General features: G+C 46.2%; 17 protein-coding genes. 14 read left to right on the top strand and 3 right to left on the bottom strand.

Annotated features, from left to right (window positions below):
• Positions 1–144 precede the first annotated feature (144 nt).
• The gene (locus KFE98_20110; protein UTW62278.1) at positions 145–2,088 is read left to right on the top strand and encodes a Rieske 2Fe-2S domain-containing protein; all 1,944 of its coding nucleotides are present in this window, start codon (positions 145–147) and stop codon (positions 2,086–2,088) included.
• Here the strand turns inward: KFE98_20110 and KFE98_20105 are convergent.
• From KFE98_20105 to KFE98_20095, 3 genes are all read right to left on the bottom strand, one after another.
• The gene (locus tag KFE98_20105; GenBank protein UTW62277.1) at positions 2,085–2,945 is read right to left on the bottom strand and encodes a hypothetical protein; all 861 of its coding nucleotides are present in this window, start codon (positions 2,943–2,945) and stop codon (positions 2,085–2,087) included. The two genes, KFE98_20110 and KFE98_20105, sit on opposite strands and share 4 nt — an antisense overlap.
• A 135-nt stretch (positions 2,946–3,080) precedes the next feature.
• Complete coding sequence (locus KFE98_20100; GenBank protein UTW62276.1) at positions 3,081–3,872, bottom strand: DUF1963 domain-containing protein; 792 nt, start codon at positions 3,870–3,872, stop codon at positions 3,081–3,083.
• A gap of 184 nt (positions 3,873–4,056) precedes the next feature.
• Positions 4,057–7,641 carry a T9SS type A sorting domain-containing protein gene (locus KFE98_20095; protein UTW62275.1) on the bottom strand — a complete coding sequence of 1,195 codons (3,585 nt, stop codon included), beginning with the start codon at positions 7,639–7,641 and terminating at the stop codon, positions 4,057–4,059.
• A 597-nt stretch (positions 7,642–8,238) separates the two neighbouring features.
• On the opposite strand from KFE98_20095, the gene KFE98_20090 reads away from it, so the two are divergent.
• From KFE98_20090 to KFE98_20030, 13 genes are all read left to right on the top strand, one after another.
• A complete protein-coding gene (locus KFE98_20090) occupies positions 8,239–8,529 on the top strand; it encodes a hypothetical protein (protein ID UTW62274.1) in 291 nt (96 codons plus the stop codon).
• 31 nt (positions 8,530–8,560) lie between these two features.
• Entirely contained in the window at positions 8,561–9,988 is a 1,428-nt protein-coding gene (locus KFE98_20085) for a tetratricopeptide repeat protein (protein UTW62273.1), read from the top strand.
• Positions 9,985–10,620: a response regulator transcription factor gene (locus KFE98_20080; protein ID UTW62272.1), complete on the top strand. Its 636-nt coding sequence runs from the start codon at positions 9,985–9,987 to the stop codon at positions 10,618–10,620. Before KFE98_20085 ends, KFE98_20080 begins: the two co-directional genes overlap by 4 nt.
• A gap of 245 nt (positions 10,621–10,865) precedes the next feature.
• Positions 10,866–11,483 (top strand): TetR family transcriptional regulator, encoded by a 618-nt coding sequence (locus tag KFE98_20075; GenBank protein UTW62271.1) that lies wholly within the window; start codon positions 10,866–10,868, stop codon positions 11,481–11,483.
• A gap of 351 nt (positions 11,484–11,834) precedes the next feature.
• Positions 11,835–12,407, top strand: coding sequence for a DUF4255 domain-containing protein (locus KFE98_20070; GenBank protein UTW62270.1), 573 nt, complete (start codon positions 11,835–11,837; stop codon positions 12,405–12,407).
• Between the two features lie 5 nt (positions 12,408–12,412).
• Positions 12,413–13,399 (top strand): hypothetical protein, encoded by a 987-nt coding sequence (locus KFE98_20065; protein ID UTW62269.1) that lies wholly within the window; start codon positions 12,413–12,415, stop codon positions 13,397–13,399.
• A 21-nt stretch (positions 13,400–13,420) separates the two neighbouring features.
• Positions 13,421–15,037, top strand: a complete 1,617-nt coding sequence (locus KFE98_20060; protein ID UTW62268.1) for a phage tail sheath family protein — start codon at positions 13,421–13,423, stop codon at positions 15,035–15,037.
• 55 nt (positions 15,038–15,092) lie between these two features.
• Complete coding sequence (locus tag KFE98_20055) at positions 15,093–15,551, top strand: phage tail protein (GenBank protein ID UTW62267.1); 459 nt, start codon at positions 15,093–15,095, stop codon at positions 15,549–15,551.
• A complete protein-coding gene (locus KFE98_20050; GenBank protein ID UTW62266.1) occupies positions 15,544–16,008 on the top strand; it encodes a phage tail protein in 465 nt (154 codons plus the stop codon). Before KFE98_20055 ends, KFE98_20050 begins: the two co-directional genes overlap by 8 nt.
• Positions 16,009–16,182: 174 nt before the next feature.
• Positions 16,183–16,848, top strand: coding sequence for a LysM peptidoglycan-binding domain-containing protein (locus KFE98_20045; GenBank protein UTW62265.1), 666 nt, complete (start codon positions 16,183–16,185; stop codon positions 16,846–16,848).
• Between the two features lie 8 nt (positions 16,849–16,856).
• The gene (gene vgrG, locus KFE98_20040) at positions 16,857–18,647 is read left to right on the top strand and encodes a type VI secretion system tip protein VgrG (GenBank protein UTW62264.1); all 1,791 of its coding nucleotides are present in this window, start codon (positions 16,857–16,859) and stop codon (positions 18,645–18,647) included.
• A 7-nt stretch (positions 18,648–18,654) separates the two neighbouring features.
• Positions 18,655–19,095, top strand: a complete 441-nt coding sequence (locus KFE98_20035; GenBank protein UTW62263.1) for a GPW/gp25 family protein — start codon at positions 18,655–18,657, stop codon at positions 19,093–19,095.
• Positions 19,096–22,869: a hypothetical protein gene (locus tag KFE98_20030; GenBank protein UTW62262.1), complete on the top strand. Its 3,774-nt coding sequence runs from the start codon at positions 19,096–19,098 to the stop codon at positions 22,867–22,869. It begins immediately after the preceding gene.
• The last annotated feature ends 3 nt before the right edge of the window (positions 22,870–22,872 follow it).

Genomic DNA, 22,872 nt, shown 5'->3' with positions numbered 1-22,872 from the left:
GATACCTATTGACAAATAAAATGGAATGAATGTGTGGGGCACTTATTACAAGCATTTGTCGACCAGACTGCCATTGCCGGATTTCCTCGTATGATCTGTTTTAATTCTGCCTAAAACTTCCTAGATTGGTTCAAATTCTCTACCATGGAAAAGAAGATCGTCTGGCACCGCGTTTTGGAAAACAAAGCCGACTTACCCGAAGGCCGGGTTATGAGCGTTACGGCTGGCCACACCGGCATTTGTCTTACCCACGTTGATGGCGAATTTCACGCCTTAAACAACCGCTGCCCGCATCAAGGTGGTCCCTTGGGAGAAGGGAGTATTGAAAACGGTTTGTTGCGTTGTCCCTGGCACGGATGGGATTTTAATCCATGTACCGGAAAACCTCCTGGTGGCTACGACGATGGTGTACCGACTTATGAGGTCAAATGGGAAGATGAAGCGCTTTGGGTAGGCATTGAAGAAGAAGCGCCACATGAACAAACCGTATCGGATGTGATGGTGGAGACGATGATCAACTGGGGAGTGAATCGGGTTTTTGGAATGGTTGGGCACTCCAATCTCGGGTTGGCAGATGCCATGAGAAGGCAGGAAGAAAAAGGAAACTTAAAGTTCTACGGAATTCGACACGAGGGAGCTGCTTCTTTTGCCGCTTCGGCTTATGGTAAACTTACGGGAAAACCTGCGGCCTGTTTTGCTATTGCCGGGCCGGGTTCCACCAATATGTATACGGGTATGTGGGATGCCAAGGTTGATCGGGCCCCGCTTTTGGCGCTAACCGGGCAAGTCGCCACCCAAGTAGTGGGCACGGGAAATTTTCAGGAAATCGACTTGGTAAATGCCTTTCACTCGGTAGCGCAGTTTAATCACCGGGTGCAACACCGCAGCAAACACAGCGAATTGATGAGTTTGGCCGTTAAGCACGCCTTACTTAATCGCGATGTTTCACATCTTACTTTTCCGGATGAAGTTCAAGAGCTACCCGCTACGAACAGTCAACCGGGAACGGCGGCTGGCAGAATTACCCCGATGACTATTGCACCCCCTAAAGAAAGCTTGGAGCAAGCCCTCCAATTGATCGAGGAATCTAAGCGCCCCGTTATCATCATGGGACATGGTGCCCGTTTTCATACGGAGGATGTTATTGCTCTGGCCGAAAGGCTCAAATGCCCCGTGTTGACCACTTTCAAAGGAAAGGGGCAAATTGCCGATGATCACCCTCAAGGATGTGGAGTTTTAGGACGAAGCGGTACACCGATAGCCTCCTGGTTTATGAATGAGTCAGATCTACTTATCGTAATAGGAGCTTCGTTTTCTAACCACACCGGCATTACACCCAAGAAGAAAACCATACAAATCGATTTTGACCCTTTGGCCTTGAGTAAGTTTCATGCCATTGATGCAGCCGTTTGGGGTGAAATATCAGTGACTGTTTCCTTACTGCAGGAGCAAATTACCCAATGGGATAAGGTGGATCAACTGCCGGAAATTGCGGAACGAAAAGCCATCTGGAAGGCCGAAAAACAAAAACGATTGCAAGATGATCGCGGCTCGGGTATTAGTTCCATTGCCGTGTTCGATGCTTTGAGCCGATGGGCTCCGGAAAATGCCGTTATGTGTGTAGATGTGGGAAACAATGCCTATTCCTTCGGCCGGTATTTTGAGTGCAAGCAACATTCCTTTTTGATGTCAGGATACCTCGGATCTATCGGGTTTGCCTATCCGGCAGCTTTGGGTGCCTGGGCAGCTACAGAAGGGGAGAGACCGGTAATCGCCGTGGCGGGTGATGGTGGCTTTTGCCAATACCTGGCGGAGATTACCACAGCTGTCAAATACAACATGGGTATCAAGGCGATTATATTGAACAATAACGAATTGGGTAAAATATCCAAGGAGCAACGAGCGGGGCATTTCGACGTTTGGGCTACCGATCTTAGCAATCCGCATTTTGCCGATTACGCCCAGGGCTGTGGTGCATTAGGAATAAGAGTAAGTGATCGAGACGACCTGGAAAGTGCACTGCAAAGAGTATTGAGTCATCCGGGGCCAGCTCTGCTCGAGGTGATCACAGATGTGGCTTTGATTTAAGAGCCGAGGTTGCGAACTTCTTTCGGGTCCACCCGGTAATATTCGCCCTCCATGGAGGGTATTCTTACCCGGTATTCACCACCTTCAAACAAGACCGGTGTACCGGTTTCTACCACCCAAATGAATTGCCTCTTTTGATTCAACAGGCGGGCGTTTTCTCCTTCTGCAGGATCGTATTGAATAACGGATAGCACTTCCAATTTAACCAAGCGGTGATTCGGTAAATCCTCATGTTTCGCCGATTCAACTACCCGGGCTTTAAACTGGGTCAGGTATTTCTGAACTTCATAGTGTCCTTTGTTAGGATGGTCAAACAAGCATTCGCAAATATTGATATCCGGACTGTTGATCCAAACCAAGCTATCCTCATGCTCTTTGTACCAATCAATAACCCTTTGCTTAAAGTCTTTTCGGTTTTGCAGGCTCCGACGGGTATAATTCCAATAGCCCCAAATACCATTTCGCTTTTCCGGCTTTTCCGGATCCTCAGCCATATCCAGGGTAGGAAGGTCCCAAACGATGGTGGAGAAAACAGCATAAGAAATATCGGCTACGGTATAGTTTGACCCAAAGTAGGGAACCGGTGCAGGAGTAGTGGTGGTATCGTCCAAATGATCCAGCAGATAAGGAATAATGGCCTCCTTTTGTTGTACCGCTTCCCAAATCACCGGATCACCGCACCCACGCGGACTACGACCCGGCTGCTCACAGATATAAGGCATGTCTTTTACCGTGGCAAAACGCTCAATAAGCGCCAACAACTCATCTTCATTCAAAGTATCCTGCGCAGAAACAGAACTTGAAACAAAAGCCATTAAAAGAAGCAGAAAGCCTATGGAAAACGCACTCATTCGCATCAAGCGAAGATAGAAGAATTGGAAGTTATTTTGAATCTCGAAACTTCAATCTCGAATCTCGTCTCTCGAATCCTGAAGATTACCTACGGTGATCGCTACGCCAAAGTTGAAGATTGAAGATTGGAAATTGAAAGTTCAATAACAAGCCCATCCAAAAGCCATCAACTTCTCATCATTAGGGCTAACGGTTAGATGTCCCACGCCAGAATCGCCAAACATGAATGGTAAATTGACCTCCGAATCCAATTGAAAAAGGAGTTGCATCACTTCACCCGTTTGAGGGTTATGGGGATATTCTACACCTTGAATCCAGAGGGGCCATCCGCCCAGCTTGTCACCAGAGGTAGCAGCATATCCGTTTTCGTAAAGCCATTCGCCAACCTCGTCATCCATCTGCTCTAAACCCAGGTCATCATATTCCTCGGCGGTAGGGTAGTCCAATATGTGCTCCCAGCGATTGAGTCGTTTTTCTTCAAAGAGTTCCTCAATTTGTGGAGTCACTTGTAGCGATTCTCCCTTGTATTCCACTCGCCGGCAAACCACCGCGGCAGAAAACGGGAAAAAGGCTTCCAAATCAGATTCACAATGTGGATCGCTATGGGTGCAATAAAACAATTGAATGATCCCTTCTTCTGGCTTGGTAGGGTGGTCCTGAAGATTGAATTGAAGAAAAAGCTGCATGTGATCTCCACAGTTGGGGCATTGCGGCCAGGGAGATTCCTGAGTAAGGTAGGGCAGTCCTCCGAATTTGGTGTGGGAAGAGTGTTCGGCTTGATGGACCACTGTTTCAGGCAACCAGGCATCGCGGGCCAAGGGTTTCAATCGATCCACCCATTCCTCAATTTTCGCTTCCAAATAAGGAGGCTTTTTACCAGAATCAACAAGGTCAACTGACTTGCGGCCAAACCAGGATTTCCAGAAACTCATACTTACTATTCAATCGGTTAAAAGGGCCATTTCCAGGAAACGACCAGCTGTTAAATAGAACGACGAGAAAAATGATTAGAAGGTGAGGTGGATAATTTTAAACTCCGAACGAAGGGATCACCGAAGGTAATGATCGGGTTCAGCGCACCTGAAAATTGAGCGTTTAGTTTGAAAATTTAAAATTCTAATCCCGTTTCTCCACCCGAAAAACAGCTTCTTCCTTTTTCAGGAGGTAAACCCCGGCGGACAAATCGCTTAAATCCAGGCGATCGCTTTGGTGTACGGTCTTCAATACCCGGCCATGCAGATCCAGTATTTCCACATCCACGGTTTCACCCAGGTAGATCATGCCGCTGGTAGGATTCGGGTAGCATTTCCAACCTTTTTGTGCGTGGGATTGGTGCTTTATAGAAAGAATTCCTTCTTGCAATCCGGTGCTGTCGCTTTCATAGGCACCCAGGTCTGGCCCGGCGTAGAGTGGGCGAACTTGTCCATCAATATCCGTGTTGATTCCGGTGGCCGAGGATCCTTTGTCCAGACCAAGTTTGGTAAGCGGTTTTCCTGTAGCAGTATCCAGCAAAGCTTGAGGGTAGGGGTTGATGGAATGCTCATCAAAACCTTGGCCCCACCAGAACTTAAGTGGGAAACTCGTTCCATTGCGGTAGATCGTTTCAGTGATGTCATCCACGGTATGGAGGGCGTTAAAGTCGCTTTCCCTGGGAATATTAGACTCGGTAAAGAACAGGCAGTAATGGGGATTTGGACCGCCTTGAATTTCATTGCAGAAAAAGTTGTTGTACAAGTAACGGTCACCTCGGTTTTGTCCAAAGTAGCAGGCTGTTCTTCCGACAACACTATCCTGTTCACCTTTTAGATAAATCGTGTTGTGTGTCCAGCGTATTTCACCCGTTTTCAATTGATCGTACAAACCATAAGCCTCCACATCCTGACCCGTGCCTTGGTTATAGAGCACCACATTGTTGTAAAACTGTCCTTCTTCGGTAGAACTCACATGAATGCCGCGGAAAGAGGATTCAAAGGAGGTATTGTCAAATCGGTAATCGTATACCCGGTTGCGGGAAAAATCGACCGTAGCGTTTCCACCTGAGATCAAAAAGCCTCGGGTAGATGCTTTTAGCTTGCCCTGCGAACTGGATGATTGAATATCATAAACCCGGTTGTTGGACAGTACATGAGAACCCGAGTCACTCTCCAGGCTCATTCCATTAAACCTTATCGTATAGTTATTGCCCTCCAGCAACCAGTCATTCACTTCATTATTCAGGATTTCAGTGTTGCCCGCATCCAGGTTAATTCCGTTTACTTCCACGGTTCCAATACTTCCTTCCAGTTCCACATCCTTCACGATGTTGCCATGTAGATCTACCGGTACAGGTGAGGCCGCTTTAACTTTAAGTACACTCACGGTGGCCTGCTTATTCAGCTTGTATCGAATGCCTTTAAAGGTATTGCTTCTAATGCCCACATCGCTGCAGGTAGCCGCTGGATTGGCATAGAGCAAACCGCGGTCATAGAAACTGGAGGTCATATTCAGGGTTGAGTAGCCACCAAATTCACCCACTTGGTTTCGGGTGATTTCCAGCGAATCGGTAGTGCCCAGTACTTCAATCGCACTTAGAGGCACATCCGTGGTGTCGGCAGAAGAGGTCGTGATACCACTAATCTGATTAAACAGGATTCGGGCTGTAGACATATCTCCGTGCAGGTAAATTCCCCGGCTTACCGGGTTGCTCGTTTTTTGCGTTCCCTGTAGGGTAATGGCATGCGAGGTAAGGCTTTGGCCAATTTCGTTGTAATTCACCTGGCAGTGGCTCCCTCCATTTGTGGCCTCTTCGAGTTCAATTCCGCGAAACGAAGCCTGGTTCATGGCGTCCAGGCTGATAATTCCCATTTCGTTGCTGTCCACCATTACTTTCGGACAAGCCATATTTTCCAAAAGAATTCCATGAAAGTCGCCAGGGGCAGCCAGCTTGATTCCTTTGTATTCATCAAAACTCACCCGATTGGCATTTACCTGAAGCCATTCATCTACGGCAACGTGCACATAAATTCCCTGAAAATCGGTACGTTCATTTAAGCTGCTACTTTGGGTCCGGGCTGAGGCTATTATATTATTACGAACAATCACTGAGTCTACCTGAGTACCCGATACTTCAATCATTCGAACGTTAGACTGGGCGCTGCCGGAGTTGTTAAACTCCATGAAGTAGTCTGCACTAATGTCCTTGTTGCGCAAACCAAAGGCATTGTTAATCACCTTAACAGAACCCGAAAGAGGGTAGGTGAATACGGCTTTAAAGTCACTGGAAAAATCATCCTTACAAGTTACTCCTGAAAAGTGGTTGTGAAGAATGGAGATGGGGCAGTTAGACTGAATCATAATCAAATCGCCATCGCTGTTCTTCACAATGTTGTGGGCCAATCGACCAATGGTGTTGTTGTTGAACCAGACTTGGCTCGCTTCATTGATTTCGATTAGCTTTACTTTAGTTCCCAATGGGTTTGCCGTTTTCTCCATCAGAATTCCACCGATGTTGTTAAGGCTCACCCGCACCGTTTGTTCCGGTTCCAGGTCCATCACCCTAAAGCGGTTGTCGGCGCTGTTAAATCCTTCGTGTACCAACAAAGAAGCCTGATTGGGCGTCAGAATTTGAATGTTGTCTCGGCCTACTTCATTAAAGTGCAGTTCAATTGGATTGTCTACCAAAGGCTCCACCCGAAATAAACTTACCTCCATAGCTTGGGTAGTGGGCCCTGCAATGGATACGTCTCGAATAATGTTGCTGTCAATATGCACCGGTAGATTTCCTGATACGCCACGTCCCAATCGAATAAAGTGACAAGTAGAGCTGGCCGCTGGCAAGCTAACCTGCATTTTTTGAAGTATACCTCCACCCAAATGGTTTTTCGAAATCCGGTGACCCGTACCCGTGTTCACGTAGATCATACTCAGCGTACCGCCGGCCGTATTTCCCATCATACCCGCTGGGGCCATTATCCGGTTGCCTTCGATCACCGCTGCGTTAACCGTACCCGACTGATCGGCCAGGTAGATGGTGCGGTATTGCACATTTTCCAATTGATTGTCCACGATTCGCAAGCGATCCATGTGTTCATTCGCCAAAGAAGGAGCTTGCACATAGATACCAATCATTAGGTCTCTCGAAGAATTGATCGATTGAATCAGGTTGTTTTGAATACTCAGTCGATCGCTCCCCGTACCCGAGGTTGACTTTACCAGTACCGCACCACCTGTTGCGGATAGGGTAGAGCTGTTGTTTGATTCGATGACGCAATTCTCCAAAACATTGTCTTCACAATCCAATTTGTATTGAATCACAGGAAAGTTTTGTCCCGAACGAAAGGTCAAATAACGACCCATTCCCTGAAAACTTCCATCAATCGTTACCCGATCCGCTCCTTTTATATCAATTAATTCCCGAGGTGTACTACTCGTCTGCTGAATCCTAACCATTGCCGCAGCTGCCGGTGCAATGCGAAGTTCGTGGGGAGCCGGAAAAGCTTCCAGATTATAGGCTCCCGTTTCTTTCAGTAGATCCGTACGTATTAAAAAAGTAACATCACCACTCATACCTATAGAGTCCAGGGCACGGAAGGCACCACCCGGACAGGTGAGGCAGGAAAAATCGTCAGTTGCTCCATTTCCCACCAGGTAGTTTCCCTGCATTTGAGCGAAAACAGATTGGCCTATAAAGAGTAAAAGGAGTGCGGGTATCAGTCGTTTCATTCCAGTTTTGGTTTTCTCGGCGCTAATGTACGGATTAGAAGAACCGATCGATCCACCACTTGATAAGTGAGGGTGAAGGTGTTTTCCAAAATCGACTTAATACAGTTGTGAAAATCGAAGGGATTTTGGACCCTTTTCAAAGCGATTGAACAAAAAATGAAGTTTTTTTTGAAAAAAAAATTGATTTTTTTGGATGAGGGTGATTTCGTTTGTAATGGATGAGGTGCTTGTAATAACTACTTGTTTATCAATTTTATAACCTGTTCTTAACGTGCAAAGCCCCTTCTTACAAAAAGGGCAGGTGATTACTATTTTAACAAATTTAACGGGGGCTTCACCCTGGAGGATGAAAGCGGATCGGAATTAATTGTCTTCTTTTGTCTCACTGCAAGCCCGCTTTACAGCGGCAACAGTTTAGTTTAAGGTTGGTTGATGGAAGATGCCCCGCTCGGGGCATCTTCTTTTTTATACACTTGGTGTAACCTCAGAGACCGAAAAAACGTATCTTTTCTACAATTCATCTAATTATTCACGATTTTGGTATTGGGGCAAAAGTCATGACTATGACTGGCATACCAAACTTTAAACTTAAGGCTTATGCAATGTGATCCTTACAATGTTACGTTGACACCAGTGGGTGCTACTGGTGCAGATTTATCATTTGACTGCAATGTAGGTGCAGAAAAAAATCTACAATTTACCGACCGGATTCCCGGAGCTCCCGAAGGGCAAATCATCTTTGAAATTGTGGGTGATCCCACTCAGGGAAATCCATCTGTTAACGTAACAACCAGTTTTAACGACCGAGCAGAGGGCGAGGTTGATTTACTGATATTAATAAAAGAAGGTGGACAAATAAAGGGACGGAAGCAAGTTTCCTATGGTTAGATTTATTCCTTTGTACAAATCAAAGGCTTAAATGAGAACCCTTTTATTAACTACTATCATAATTTTTAGTGCAGGAAGGCTGTCCGCGAATGTGGATAGCCTTTCGCTATTATTTGAGAGTGGTAAGTATGAAAGGTTGTCTGAAGTGGCATTTGAAATTCTCGATACCGCAAAGAGTGATAGCTTAAAAGGAGTTGCTTGTAAACATCTTGGGAATACATTTTCCAAATTGAATGAATTTGATAAAGCACTGAAGTACTATGATTTATCACTTAAGTATGATTTTCAAAGTGTTACACTTTCAAATATTGGTTTAGTTTATTACTTCTCAGGTGATTATGATCGTGCGAATCAATACTATGATTCGGCTATTTCAACTGCAAATGACGAAAATGTAAAGGCAATAGCTCTCAACAATAAAATTGTCATTGAAATTGAACAAGAGAATTATGACCAGGCTTTAAATCTTTTGGAAGAGGTGCAAGATGTTTTTCAGGATCTGAATGATTCAGCGAATTACATAACCACTATATTTAACAAGGCTGAAATTTACATGGAGATGGACTCCTTTAAGAAGTCTGATTCCATATTTAAGTTTCTTCTTAATAAATTCGAAAAGGAGAAGAATTATCCCAGTTTCAAGGAAAACGTTTACTACAACCTCTTCATCCTAAACCTCAAACAAAAAAACATAGACTCTGCCTACCACTACCACCTGGCCTGGGAAGAGCTCACCAATGAATTAACCGGAGAATCGGTGCAGAAGCAGCTGGCCGAACAAGAGCAAGCCTACGAAAACAAAATTTTGAAGCTGGAAAACCGCCAGAAATCCTTTCGCCTCAAAGCTACCATTTGGGGGAGCGTGGGCTTGGTGTTAGTCATTATTCTGGGTGTGTATCTGCTGTACTCTTACCGGGAGAACAAACGACTACGTATGGTCAAGGTTTTTGCCGATCGCTGGGAAAATGAATCACAGAAAATTGCAGGTTGGTTGATCCATGAATTAGGGCAGCGGGTGATGGCCATGCGGTTTATGTACCAAAGCCGAAACGATCAGTTGCTCGAAGTAGCCGATGAAGGGCTGGAAATGCTCAACACCATGTCTGATCATCTATACAACATGGGGCTTGAAGGCTCAGGGTTGAAGGTTATCCTCGAAGGGTTGGTCGAGAATCATCGGGAGGTTCACCAAACCGAAATAGAATTGAAGTTTGACGGAATCCGTAATTTGCAACACGTTCACAATGAGGTCAAAATCTATACTATATTGCGGGATTTATTAGGGGCTGTTGTGAAACATGAAAAAATAAAAATACATTTGAGCCATACTGATCGAACTCAAATAACTGTATCTTTGGAGCGTGAAGCTGAAGTGATTAAGGCCATATTAGAACCACGTGTGATTGGGGCAGGGAAAATTTCAGTAAACAAGAATACAATTAACCTTTTTATTAAATGATCCGGGTAGCGTTAGTACACGAGTACAGACTGTTTGCAGATGCGCTGATCTACTACATTAAATCGATGAACCAGGTAGAGCTGGTATGTAGTGGAGAAGACGCCGAAGAAGCGCTTCGGGCTACCGATTGGGATCAGATCGACGTACTCATTACCGGAATTGATATTAAGCCCAAAGGAGGCAAGTGGATAGTCAACCAGGTGAAAGCCCGGAACCCACGTATCAAAACCATCGCCTTTTCCATGTACGACCGCACCAAAACGGAAAGAATGTTTCCCAATCTGGAAGTGTTCGACGCTTTTATGGAAATGAAGATGAGCATGGATGAGTTTGAACAAACCCTCAAAAATGTAGTGGGTAAACTTCAACCTCAATTTTTCAGTCTGCCTCAATACGATTCTGTAGCCGAAGAAGCCAAAACCGCAGTAGAAGATTTCAACTTGACCGAGCACCAGCTGCGGGTTTTCGAGTTGATTGCCGACAACAAAGAAAATCATCAAATAGCCGAAGAACTGGGCGTGAGTTACAACACGATTAAAACCCATGTAAGAAGGCTCTACACCCGCTTGGGAGTGAACAACCGCGGTGCAGTGATGAAACTTGCCTTCGAACTGGGCGTCAAAAAGTCGTAGCGGGGCATTCCCCCAATACGGGCAACATACAGAGTACCGAGAGTTTTAGATTTTTTCGTTGACCAAGGCGAGTATAGCTGCCAGGGCCTTGTTGTGCCCAATTTTATAGGTCTTCACCCATGCCTATTCGTTGCCCATTCATTCATCATTAAAAATTTAAAATTGACCATTAAATTTTCCCTCCCTATATTCGCTGCACCCTAAGATTTTGATAGACAACCAATCAGGAATTGTTAAATCAATTTATGGGAACGAAGGAAAAAATCTTGCAGGAAGCCCTTTGCCAGTTCAATACCCTAGGTGTGGAATTGGTTACAACCCGACACATTGCTCACGCATTGTCGATAAGTCAGGGGAATTTACATTATCACTACCCATCGCGCAATGCCCTTATCGAGGCTTTGTTTAATCAGTTTGCTCAGGTAAGCAGAGAAGGGGACGAAAAGGACATCGATCCATTGGATCACCGCGAAGTATTGATTTCAGTACGCGATGCTTTTGATCGTATGTATGCCTACCGTTTTCTGTTCAAAGACAACGAAGTGGTGTGGAGACGTCTGCCCGAAATGCGGGAAAAGATGATTGAGATATTCAATCGCTTGCAAGACCGAATCGATCGATTGATTGAATCTTATCAGAAAGCCGGTTACATCAGCGAGCAAACGACAGACGCTCAATTGTACAACCTGGCCGAGCAATTCGTCTTCACCGCTACCACCTGGCTCAATGCCTCCGAATACCGCTCCCGGCCTCGAAGAGGCATGACCGAAGCCGATCACTACGCCCGATTTGCCTTCCGCATCTGGCTACCCTACCTCAATCAAGAGCAACAGCAGGCCCTACAAGAGGTACTCGATCGTTGAGCAAAGCTTCAGAATCTTCAATCTTCAAATTCAATCTCGAATCTCGAATCTCGTTTCTCTCCCGATAGTCATCGGGGTCGCTTCTCGCTTCTCGAATCTCGTTTCTGATGTTCGTAGCATTGAAGATTGAATTTGAAGATTGAAGATTCAAGATTCAAGATTGAATACACGTATAAATACTTGTTTTATATAAACACGGGAAATTACGCTTACCATTTTTTCGCTGATTGTAAATCTTTGAGACCCTCGTTGAATTTTGTGTTCAACCAGGTTGGATAAACACGGATGTATGGGCGGTTTGCGCCTGATGCTCCAAAAAATCCAGTCCGATGAAAGTCGGATCAACTAACAATGATATACGACGCCTTAAACATTCTGCGAAACGAGCTCAATCAGCACATTCGGCTCCGTTTATCCACCCCATCAGATCGGGTTATGTTATCTGGTGTCTCTTCACCAGAAGGACAGCTTCCCGTTGAGTTTAACGACAAAATTTTGCTTTCTCTGGTCAACCTTGAGCATGAAACTAACCGCAGGGTCAATGCCAATTTTGTTTCCGGAGGTGCCGCCATGTCAGGTAGGCAGTTTCCTTCCATTCAGCTCAACTTGTATGTGATGTGTTCGGCTTACTTCAATCCGGACAACTACGATGAATCGCTCAAGTTTATATCAGAAGCCATTTCTTTTTTTCAAGGCAAGCCGGTGTTTACCAGTGAGAATACACCCGACATGCCAGAATCGATAAATAAAATTACCCTCGAAGTAGTAAATCTCAATATGCAGGATATGAGTCACTTCTGGGGCGTTGTAGGGGCTCGATATCTTCCTTCGGTCATCTACAAAGTACGTATGTTGAATTTCCAGGATGGAAAAATTGTAGAATCACTGCCCAATGTCCAGGGAACACAGGGTCAAGCCCGTTAAGATTAATGAATACACCCGAACAGACATACAACAGACTTTTTGGAATCAGCTGCACCCATAGTTTCTACACCGATCAAAACGACCCTCACCTAAGCCTTGCACCCACCCTAAGTACCAAAGAATTGATGAACAACAGAGATCTGCTCTTTCACACCTTTGGGCCACGGGCTGGAATTTTTTACAAAGGGCAACCCGAAGACGAAACCGTATGGCTCACCTTTCGGGTTATTGAGGAAGACGACAACTTTATTAATCGTACCGAAGTTCCGAAAGATCTCAACTTCTTTGATCAGCAATTCTATTTTTCACCAGCCTCAGGGCAAACCACTTTGAGTAAGGGGGTAGAGGCAGGGGCATCTGATTTACGTGCCGCCCAGCCCAAGGCCTTTATCTACACCTTGCCCAGTGGAAATACAGCCGAAGAGCTTACTTTGAACTACCACGGCAAAACCATTCAAACCCTATCCGTATTGGATGGGAAGGTATCCGTAGATCTTAGATCCTGGCCCGAAGGCGGCTATGAATTAAATCAGGGAGATAAAGTTGTCTTTTCTTTTCTGGCCCTAAACTGGGTTCAGCCGGGAATGATCGGTTTGATCGATATACCCTGTAACCTCGCTGGCAAGGAAATAGAGTATAAGTTGCCCTTTGCAGCTCGCAAAACCTATTGGCAATATTTGGTGGTAGCCAAAAATCTATCCCCACAAGCCGAACTCAATATCACCGATTTTACTGGGGAAACCCACTTCGAATTCAACGGAAACGTAACCCTGCCCGATAGTTCTTCTGCCCGGCAGTTTACCTCGCTACAAACCCTAGCGCTCCAACAGCGATCGCAGCAAGATTTTCAACTGGAGATTACCTCCTCCGAAAACGGACTTTTTGCCGATCGCCAATCACTCAATCTGCCTCCGGCCGGCACGGCACGTCTCAAGGCGCCGCCCAATGGATCGACCGAGGCCTACTATTCTGAAATTTATGTCTATGTATAATCTTTTAATCTCTCAATCGATATGGCTGTAACATTCAAAACACCCGGTGTTTACATTAAGGAGGAAAACGCCTTTCCGAACGCGGTGGTCGCTGTGGAAACGGCAATCCCTGCTTTTGTAGGCTACACTCAGCAAAACACCTTTGATGGGCAGAATCTCCAGAACACACCCGTTCAGGTGACTTCGATGCTCGAATTCGAAACTTATTTTGGCGGCGCGCCCAAAACAACGTACACCCTTGCCGAAAACGATCCGAAGGCAGATCCACCCGTGGATCCTGATTTCTTCATTGGAACCCAAGGATATAACCTAACGGCAGATGCGGGAACCAACTTCCTGCTACACACTTGTATGAAGTGGTTTTTCCAAAATGGAGGAGGTACTTGCTACATCGTAAGCGTTGGAACCTATGGCGGAACCGCTGTTACCCCAGACTTTTCGCTGGATCCGTACAATGCTGGTATCGCAGCCCTGGAGAAAGCCATGGAGCCTACCATGTTGGTTATTCCCGATGCCGTTTTGTTTGACGCCGTTCAGGATGACGTAAAAGGTGCCAATTGCTACTCCCTGCAAGGAGCCATGATTGATCACTGTGGTAAAATGAAAAACCGGGTAGCCATCCTCGATGTATTTGACGGATTTTTGGCCGATGGACCTACAGTAACGCCGATTGAAACCTTCAGAAATCAGGTGAATTCAGATTTTCTGGATTATTCAGCGGCTTATTATCCCTGGATGAATACGACCGTTATTCAAGCTCCGGAGGTGTCTTACCAAAACGTAAATTCCGCTTCGATCAAAGTGTTGCAAGGCATTTGCACCAATTTCATCACAGCCAATAAGTTGAGCGATACCCTAAATACCTACGTAACGGCTATGGCCTCGTCAAGCGCACCCGCTGCCGATGGAGACAAGCCTGCTGCCGACGGAGATAAGCCCGCTCCTGCTGATAAAGGGAAGCCAGCTGCTGCTGCACCCACTCCAGATGAGATCAATACCGTTCTCAACACCGCTATCGCCGATTACAAAACCGTGATGGGAGTGATTTTGGAGAAATTGAACCTACTTCCACCAAGTGCTGCTATGGCCGGTGTGTATACTTCGGTAGATGATACGCGTGGAGTATGGAAGGCCCCAGCTAATGTGGCCATGGCTTCTGTTGTTTCTCCATCCGTGATCATCGACGATGGAATGCAAGCTGATTTGAATGCGCCTCTTTTTGGAAAAGCCGTTAACGCTATTCGTTCATTCACCGGTGAAGGTATTTTGGTGTGGGGTGCCCGTACGATGGATGCCAATAGCCTGGATTGGAGATACATCAGCGTTCGCCGTACCATGATTATGCTGGAGCAGTCTGTGAAATTTGCAGCTAAGGCCTACGTATTTGAGCCTAACGTGAAAAACACATGGGTCTCCGTACAAAGTATGATTGAAAACTTCCTGACCAATGTTTGGAAGCAAGGGGCCCTGGCAGGATCTAAACCGGCTGATGCCTTTAGCGTAGCAGTAGGATTAGGAGCTACCATGACCGCAGTAGATATTCTGGAAGGAATTATGCGGATTCAGGTAAAAGTAGCCGTATCACGTCCGGCTGAGTTTATCGAAATCACCTTTGAACAACAAATGCAGAAATCGTAATTCCTGATTCTGGAATATTCAAAACGTAGTTTAAAAACTTTAAAACAAAGAAATTATGGCAGCAGATGGAAGTACTGAAAATAATGTATGGCCCTTACCCAAGTTTTACTTTACCGTAGACATTGGAGATCAAAAGAACCTGTCCTTTCAAGAAGTTTCGGGATTGGATACCGAAACACAAATCATAGAATACCGTCACAGTAACAGTAAAACCTTTTCTACAATCAAAATGCCGGGTATCGCCAAAACCGGTAACGTAACCTTGAAGAAGGGAATTTTTGTGAAAGACAACAACTTCTGGAAATGGTATGATCAGATAAAGCTGAATACCATCAAACGGGTAACGGTAACAATCAAATTGCTGGATGAGAAGGGGAGTCCGACTATGACCTGGACCCTTCAAAATGCATGGCCTACTAAAATTACCGGAACGGATATGAAATCTGACGGAAACGAAGTAGCTGTTGAAACCATCGAAATTGCCCACGAAGGCTTGACGATAGCAAATGGCTAAGGCAGATAAGGTGTATTACCCGCCGCCCGGGTTTTACTTCTCCTTATCGTTTGAAGGGATTCGCACCAAAAGTGATTTCGCTTTTAAAGAAGTCTCCGGTATTCAGATGGAGACCGAAGTGGAAGAAATTGCGGAGGGTGGCGAAAATCGGTTTAAACACCGGTTGCCCAAAGCATCTAAGTACCAGGACCTGGAACTCAAACGTGGCCTTGTGGCCAAGGGTTCCAGCCTGGCACAATGGTGCAAGGGAACGATAGGAGGGGGGCTCAATTCACCCATTCAGACCAAGAACGTGACCGTAAATCTCCTCGATTCAGACGGCAATTCTTTGATGGCGTGGAGTTTTGCCAATGCCTGGCCAGTGGCCTGGAGTGTGTCTAACTTAAACTCCATGGAGAATCAACTGATGGTGGAGACCCTCAAGTTTGCTTACAGCTACTTTACCGTGAAATCTTAATTGCTTATGCCCATAGAAATCAGGGAATTAGTCATACGAAGTACCGTGCAGGAACGAAAACAGCAGCAAGCAGGCCTGTCACAAGAGGAATTAGCCCGGCTACGACGAGAAGTGGTCCGGGCTTGTTTGGCTCAGATACAGGAAAAAATGAACAACAAATCGGAGCGATAAGTCATGGGAGCGAGTGGAAAACTGGAGAAAATGACGATCTACGCCTATTCCAAACCGGATTTTTCCAGTCAGGTAGGGTCGAAGTTTTCGGTGATGATAAACCCCAATAAGTACACCCACAATCATTCCATTAGCTACAACAAGGAAACGGCGCAGGGAGCTCCGGGTTCGAGCATTAAGTTTGACCGGATTCAGCCGGAAACGGTAGGTTTTGAATTTACCCTGGATGCCACCGGGGTGATTAGCTCATCGCCTATTAATGATCAGATCAAGACTTTTAAGTCGCTGGTGTACGACTACAATGGAAAGGTACACGAGAGCAACTACATTGTGCTGTCTTGGGGAACCTTGTATTTCAAGTGCCGCCTCACCAAGCTGGATTTGACCTACACCTTGTTTAAGCCCGATGGTACGCCTCTACGTGCAACGGTTAACGTGAGCTTTGAGGAGTATACCGATGCTCGTACGCTGGCTTTGGAAGCCAATAAGAATTCACCCGACCTGACCCACGAGCGCACCGTGAAGTCTGGAGATACCTTGCCCTTGATGTGCTACCGTATATACGGGAGTCCGGCCTATTACATGGACGTGGCTCAGGCCAATCAGTTGGATGATTTTAGAAGCCTGAAACCCGGGCAGGTGTTGTATTTCCCTCCCATTGATAAATAAATACAACTATGTCAGCACCCTCGCCAGTTAACGAAAACACCGATTTAGTCTCCTTCACCATTTTGGTTGGAGGCAGCGAAATTGATGGGTCTTATCAAGTAGCCCGTATAGAAGTGGATAAGGCCATTAATCGTGTACCCTCAGCCACAGTGGTTATCCAGGATGGGAATCCAGCTACCGAAAACTTTCCCATTAGCGATTCATCCACCTTCGTTCCAGGAAGCGAAATAGAAATTAAGGCCGGCTACCACAACACCAACGAAACGATTTTTAAAGGCCTGATTATGGGCCAGAAAGTAAGCATCTACCGCGATCAAGGCTCGACCTTAACGGTGGAATGCCGCGACAAGAGTGTGAAGATTACCTCGGGGCGGAAAAACGCTTATTTCCAAAAAAAGAAAGACAGCGACATCATCAGTCAACTTATTTCCGATGGCGGGCTTTCAGCCGATGTGGACTCCACCTCGGTTCAGCATGAAGAACTCATTCAGTATTACAGCACCGACTGGGATTTCATAGTCTCCCGGGCAGAAGTCAACGGATTGATCGTAGTGGCTGATGCGGGTACGGTAGGTGTGAAAAAACCAGAAGTATCCGGGAGCGCTGTTCTCGGCCTTACCTACGGGGACGACATTTGGTCATTTGATGGCACGATCAATGCCCGGGCTCAGATCGAGTCTGTGCGAACCACTTCCTGGGACCCTGCTACACAAAGGGTGATTAACGCTTCGTCCTCAGAGCCGAGCGTCAATTCTCAAGGAAACATTACGGGTAAAAAGATGTCGGACGTGATGTCTTTGTCTGAGTACGAATTACAAACGCCAAGCCCCTTGCCTCAGGATGAACTTAAGGCCTGGGCAGATGCCCAATTGCTACGTTCGAGGTTGGCCAGCAACCGGGGAAGTGTGAGTTTTCAGGGCAGTTCGCTGGTTAAACCCAATACCCTGATCGAGCTCAATGGAGTAGGAGAACGGTTTAATGGGACGGCCTTCGTTTCTGCGGTACACCATGAAGTGGAAGATTCTAACTGGACCACCACGGTAGAGTTTGGCCTGCAATCGCATTGGTTCTATGAAAACAATGACATCAACGAACCACCTGCCTCAGGATTGATTCCGGCCTTAACCGGACTGCAAATTGGGGTGGTCAAGCAAATTGACAAAGATCCCGACAATGCCTTTCGGGTGTTGGTGACTTTACCCATGATCCAATCTGGCGACGATGGTGTATGGGCTCGCCTGGGCAGTAACTTCTATGCGACCAATGGGGCCGGTAGCTTTTTCTACCCCGAAGTGGGAGACGAGGTAGTGCTCGGATTTTTGAACGACAACCCGACATTCCCCATCATTCTGGGCAGCATGTACAGCGGAAAATACAATCCGGCATTTACTCCGGATGACAAAAACAGCATTAAAGCCATAACCACCAAAAGCCAGCTGCAACTCGAATTCAACGACGAAAAGAAGATCATTACCATTCAAACACCTGGTGGAAACAAAATGATTTGGAGTGATGATGAAAAGTCCATCACCATTCAGGATCAAAACGGCAACAAGGCCATTTTCAACGATTCGGGAATTGAATTGAACAGCGCCAAGAACATTACCATCAAGGCTTCTCAGAATGTAGAGATCAGCGGAGTAGAGGTAACTGCCAAAGGAAGCTCCAAACTCTCTGGTTCAGGCGAGCAGGTTTCCTTTTCAGCCGATTCCACCTTTAGTGCATCGGGCAGTGCCAGTGCTGAGGTAAAAGCCTCGGGCAACCTGACCTTGAAAGGATCCATGGTGAGCATAAACTAAACGTAAAATGGAGAACGAAGACAAATCATTTTTAGGCACCGGTTGGAACTTTCCTCCGCGTTTTCAGAAGAGTACTTCGAGCGTAGAAATGGTTTCTTACGACCAGGATATACGCCAAAGCCTTCATGTATTGTTGGGAACCGAGCCTGGCGAAAGAGTCATGATGCCCCGATTTGGCTGCTCCCTCCGAGAAATGCTTTTTGAAAACATTGATACTTCCTTGGTTCAGGTTATCGGCGATCGCATTCGGTATTCAGTATTGCATTACGAACCTCGCATTACCCTCGATAGTATCGAAATCGACATCAATGAGCAGCTAAACGGTGTGGTTTACATTCACCTTAACTACACCATTCGGAGAACCAACACCAGGAGCAATATGGTTTATCCTTTCTACCTAAGGGAGGCTACGAATAAGACTGAAGACTATCAAATTGAGCTATCATAAATGCAGGAGGATAAAGCCATAGCGTGGTATTTTAGGCAAGGCCTAACCCGGGACACCCGTCTCATCAAGGCCCTCATGCCTGACACGGTTAAGGTTGGTGGGTGGACCGCTGGTGCTTTGACCAACTTTTGCTCGCAATACGCCAAGTTGCTTTGGTACTTCAATCAGAATGATCAGCATGATGGAGATTGGACCGAGCTATTGGTGAATGATCCCTCCATATTCTTGAGCCGCATCTACCGAACCAATTTAGACTTGATTGGCAATCAACGTATGGAGTTGTTTGAAGCCGTTTTGGAGAGCTCCGATGACGATGACCGACGCAAGGCTGTATTGGCGAGTCTGCAATTTATGATGGATTTGGCCAATCAACTACAGGATTGGAGCCAACAGGCCTTGGAGCTTAACTTACCCGAGCTGTCGTTTGAATTGGACAATGCTACCAACAATCGCTTGAAGGCGAGCTTTTCGAAGCTGATGGCCTGGATTGCAGAATGCAGCGGGGATACCACAGAAAGCACGGTAGGAAGTTTAATGACTCCGGTAATCGAGCACGATTGGGGTATGACCACCCAGGATTTACTGGATTCCATTAGCCAGGATTCCTCGGAGCTTCTAAAAAACGCCACACCTGACATTATAAAGAGCCTCAACAATCTGTTTGACAGCTTCTACCAGGTATATGTCTACATCGTAAACCTGATTCCTGAAATGGTGGAGCGCTCCATCGAGGACAATTCCAACCACAAGCCTCATATCGCTTTGCTTTTTTCTTTTATCGAACTCTACTTGAGGCTACAGGACGAGCAGAACAAGCTATCGGAGCGGCATTTGAACTATTACTACCAGACCTTACTCGATCAGCAAATTCAACCCGGTACGGCTGATCGCGTTTTTCTATCCTTGCCGCTGCGGAAAGGAGCGCCTCCTACCTGGGTGCCCAAGGGAACTCTCTTAGCCGCAGGAAAAGATGCTCAGGGTCAGGATGTAGAATTCGCCACCCTCACCGATTTGTTGGTCAATCATGCCGAAATTACCGATATCCGCACCTTGATATTGGCCACTAATACCTTCATCGAACCTTTGTATAGCGAGGGAATGACCACCAGTATCTACGGTGCCATTGTTCAACCCAAAGAAGTGGATCCAGCAGAGGGCTGGGCGCCTTTTGGAGAAAACTACCATCTGCGCTCCAGTATGGCGGGAGTTAATCCCCAAAGTGATTTAGGTTGGGTCCTTTCGGCACCGGTTCTTCGTTTGGAAACAGGCATTCGAAAGGTTCAGATTTTGCTCAAGTTCAATCCGGCATCTTTCCAGAAAATGGATCAGAAGATTAGCCAAATGGTCAAGGATTCGCGTAGTTCCGAAGCGTTTCTGGTAAGTCACTTTTTTGCCTCCACCTTCGATCTTAGTTATACCAGTGGCAAAGTATGGGAGAGTATTCCCGTATATCGGATGGGACTTCCTCAAGAGGTTCCCAATACACTTTCTATTGAATTCATTCTTTCAGCGAGTTCGGCGCCATTAACCCGTTTTGCGGGCAAGCCTACCACGGTTTATGAAGAATCTGAGCATCCAAGTATCAAGTTGATGCTCAATCAAAAATCGGTCTACAATCCTTATTCATTGATCTGTGATCTCGTTCTCGATCAGGTTCAAATCAACGTAGAGGTGGAGCAGGTGGACAAGTTGAACCTGTACAACGACCTGGGAAAAATTGTGACCGGAAGTCCCTTTTCTGTTTTTGGGGTGAATGCTCAGATTGAATCGTCGTTCTATTTCGGTTATCCTGAGCTTTTCGCTAAAAAACTAAACAGCCTGAACCTGAAATTTCAGTGGATGAATTTGCCCGAAACAGCGGGCGGTTTAACCAAGTACTACGAAAATTACGGTCTCGGAATTACCGATGAAAGCTTTCAGGTAGACATAAGTGTATTGAGTAACTATAGCTGGGAGCCTGAGCGAAATATACGTCAGCGCTTCCCCTTATTTGCCACTTATCGGAGCAAGGATCAAACCTTCCTCAGCCGGGATACGGAAATGACATCGCTGGATTTGGATTTACTCAGATACAATTACCTGGACAACCTGACCGATCAGGAGGTGTATAATTCCTTGCAGCAATCCGGATTCTTTAAATTGAGCCTTTGTGCACCTATGGAGGCCTTTGGCAGCGAGAAGTACCCAGAAATACTGACTCGCATTGCTATGGAAAACATTCAGAACAAGGGCAAACAACCACCCGTTGTTCTTTCAAAACCTTTTGAGCCCAAGGCCTCTGGTTTTTCATTGAGCTACAGCGCTGAGCAAACCATAGAAGTCGCTCCGGGTGTGGGAATGAAAAGCGGCTACAACAGCCGGGCTTCGCTCTACCACATTCACCCTTTTGGCAACCATCAGGTATTCTCCAACGGCGTTTCTGAAAACGATTTCTGGTTTCCACATTACAATGGCAAAGGCTATCTGTTTCTTGGACTGGAGAAGCTTCAGCCCGGTGAGGCGGTAAACATTTACCTGGAAATAGCTTCCGTACCCTCATCCATTGCCGGAACTCCACCACTGGTTATTCAATGGCAATACCTAACCGATGACCGATGGATGGACCTTCACCCGGATCATCTATTGATGGATGGTACCCGTGGATTTCAAAATTCAGGAGTAATTCAGCTGCAATTGCCCCGTGATATTTCCTTTAACAATTCCCTCATGCCTCATGAGAAGTATTGGTTTAGAGCCGTACTGGTCGACGAAACCAAGCCGGTAGGAAATGTATTGTATGTGTCCACCCAGGGGATTGAAGCTATCAGGCAAGGAAGTATTACTTCGAAAGAACCGCCAGTACTTCCAGCTGGAAAAATTACCCAGCCCGTTCAAAAATTTCCCAACCTGGATTCTTTGGTTCAGCCCTTTTCATCCTTTGGCGGTGGTGGGGCAGAAACCGATCAGGAATACTACGTTCGGGTAAGTGAGGTGCTTGGGCATAAAAATAGAGCCATTACCCGCCGTGATTTCGAACGCTTGATTCTGCAAGAGTTTCAGGAAATCTACAACGTTAGGTGTGTAACGCCTACCCAATGTCCGGGATGGCTAAAACCGGGTGAAATCGTGATCATGGTGGTGCCTAAGGTGCTGGAGCCAACAAACCTAAGTCAGTTTCAGGCCAGTTCTTTTGAGTTGGATGCCATAAAACGGTTCATTCAACCCTTGGCAGCTCCCAATCTGAATATCACGGTAAGAAACCCACTGTATGAGGAACTGCTCATTAAATGTAACATCTGCTTTACCGAATCTGGTTCTGACGGACATTTCCTGGAATTGTTGAATCAAGCCATTCGCGAATTTGTTTCTCCCTGGATGGTGGATCAATCGGCAGTTCCGCAGACCAATCAGGGTATCCAAAAAGACGTGTTGCTGGGATTGATACAGCGGCAGGAGTACGTAAAGTACGTGACGAGCTTTTCGGTTATTCAGATTTTTCCGAAAGAAGAAAACCTATACGGGTACTACGATACCGCAGCAAAAAATATTGACTACGCAGAAATAAGACCCTCAGCGCCCTGGGCTGTTTTGGTAGCTTCCAACCAGCATCAGATTGAGGTGATTTCTCAAGAGAAATACGAAGAACCGAGTCCGCTGTCGATCTCGGATATGACCATTGGTGCCGATTTTATCATTGGCAGTCATCCTGAAAAACCACCACTTATCAGGAGTGGGGCTCAGGGTGCGACGGATCCCAAGAAGAACTATGTTTTGGTACTGGATAAAAACTTTTAGCAA

It is taken from the genome of bacterium SCSIO 12741 (assembly GCA_024398055.1).
Classification (GTDB): Bacteria; Bacteroidota; Bacteroidia; order Flavobacteriales_G; family Salibacteraceae; genus SCSIO-12741.
Note: the sequence above shows the minus strand (reverse complement) of the source record. Positions and strands in the feature narration are given on the sequence as shown.

Excerpts from the sequence above, each read along its gene's own strand:
- KFE98_20110 (UTW62278.1), top strand. The coding sequence starts at position 145 with ATGGAAAAGAAGATCGTCTGGCACCGCGTTTTGGAAAACAAAGCCGAC.
- KFE98_20105 (UTW62277.1), bottom strand. The coding sequence starts at position 2,945 with ATGCGAATGAGTGCGTTTTCCATAGGCTTTCTGCTTCTTTTAATGGCT.
- KFE98_20100 (UTW62276.1), bottom strand. The coding sequence starts at position 3,872 with ATGAGTTTCTGGAAATCCTGGTTTGGCCGCAAGTCAGTTGACCTTGTT.
- KFE98_20095 (UTW62275.1), bottom strand. The coding sequence starts at position 7,641 with ATGAAACGACTGATACCCGCACTCCTTTTACTCTTTATAGGCCAATCT.
- KFE98_20090 (UTW62274.1), top strand. The coding sequence starts at position 8,239 with ATGCAATGTGATCCTTACAATGTTACGTTGACACCAGTGGGTGCTACT.
- KFE98_20085 (UTW62273.1), top strand. The coding sequence starts at position 8,561 with ATGAGAACCCTTTTATTAACTACTATCATAATTTTTAGTGCAGGAAGG.
- KFE98_20080 (UTW62272.1), top strand. The coding sequence starts at position 9,985 with ATGATCCGGGTAGCGTTAGTACACGAGTACAGACTGTTTGCAGATGCG.
- KFE98_20075 (UTW62271.1), top strand. The coding sequence starts at position 10,866 with ATGGGAACGAAGGAAAAAATCTTGCAGGAAGCCCTTTGCCAGTTCAAT.
- KFE98_20070 (UTW62270.1), top strand. The coding sequence starts at position 11,835 with ATGATATACGACGCCTTAAACATTCTGCGAAACGAGCTCAATCAGCAC.
- KFE98_20065 (UTW62269.1), top strand. The coding sequence starts at position 12,413 with ATGAATACACCCGAACAGACATACAACAGACTTTTTGGAATCAGCTGC.
- KFE98_20060 (UTW62268.1), top strand. The coding sequence starts at position 13,421 with ATGGCTGTAACATTCAAAACACCCGGTGTTTACATTAAGGAGGAAAAC.
- KFE98_20055 (UTW62267.1), top strand. The coding sequence starts at position 15,093 with ATGGCAGCAGATGGAAGTACTGAAAATAATGTATGGCCCTTACCCAAG.
- KFE98_20050 (UTW62266.1), top strand. The coding sequence starts at position 15,544 with ATGGCTAAGGCAGATAAGGTGTATTACCCGCCGCCCGGGTTTTACTTC.
- KFE98_20045 (UTW62265.1), top strand. The coding sequence starts at position 16,183 with ATGGGAGCGAGTGGAAAACTGGAGAAAATGACGATCTACGCCTATTCC.
- vgrG (UTW62264.1), top strand. The coding sequence starts at position 16,857 with ATGTCAGCACCCTCGCCAGTTAACGAAAACACCGATTTAGTCTCCTTC.
- KFE98_20035 (UTW62263.1), top strand. The coding sequence starts at position 18,655 with ATGGAGAACGAAGACAAATCATTTTTAGGCACCGGTTGGAACTTTCCT.
- KFE98_20030 (UTW62262.1), top strand. The coding sequence starts at position 19,096 with ATGCAGGAGGATAAAGCCATAGCGTGGTATTTTAGGCAAGGCCTAACC.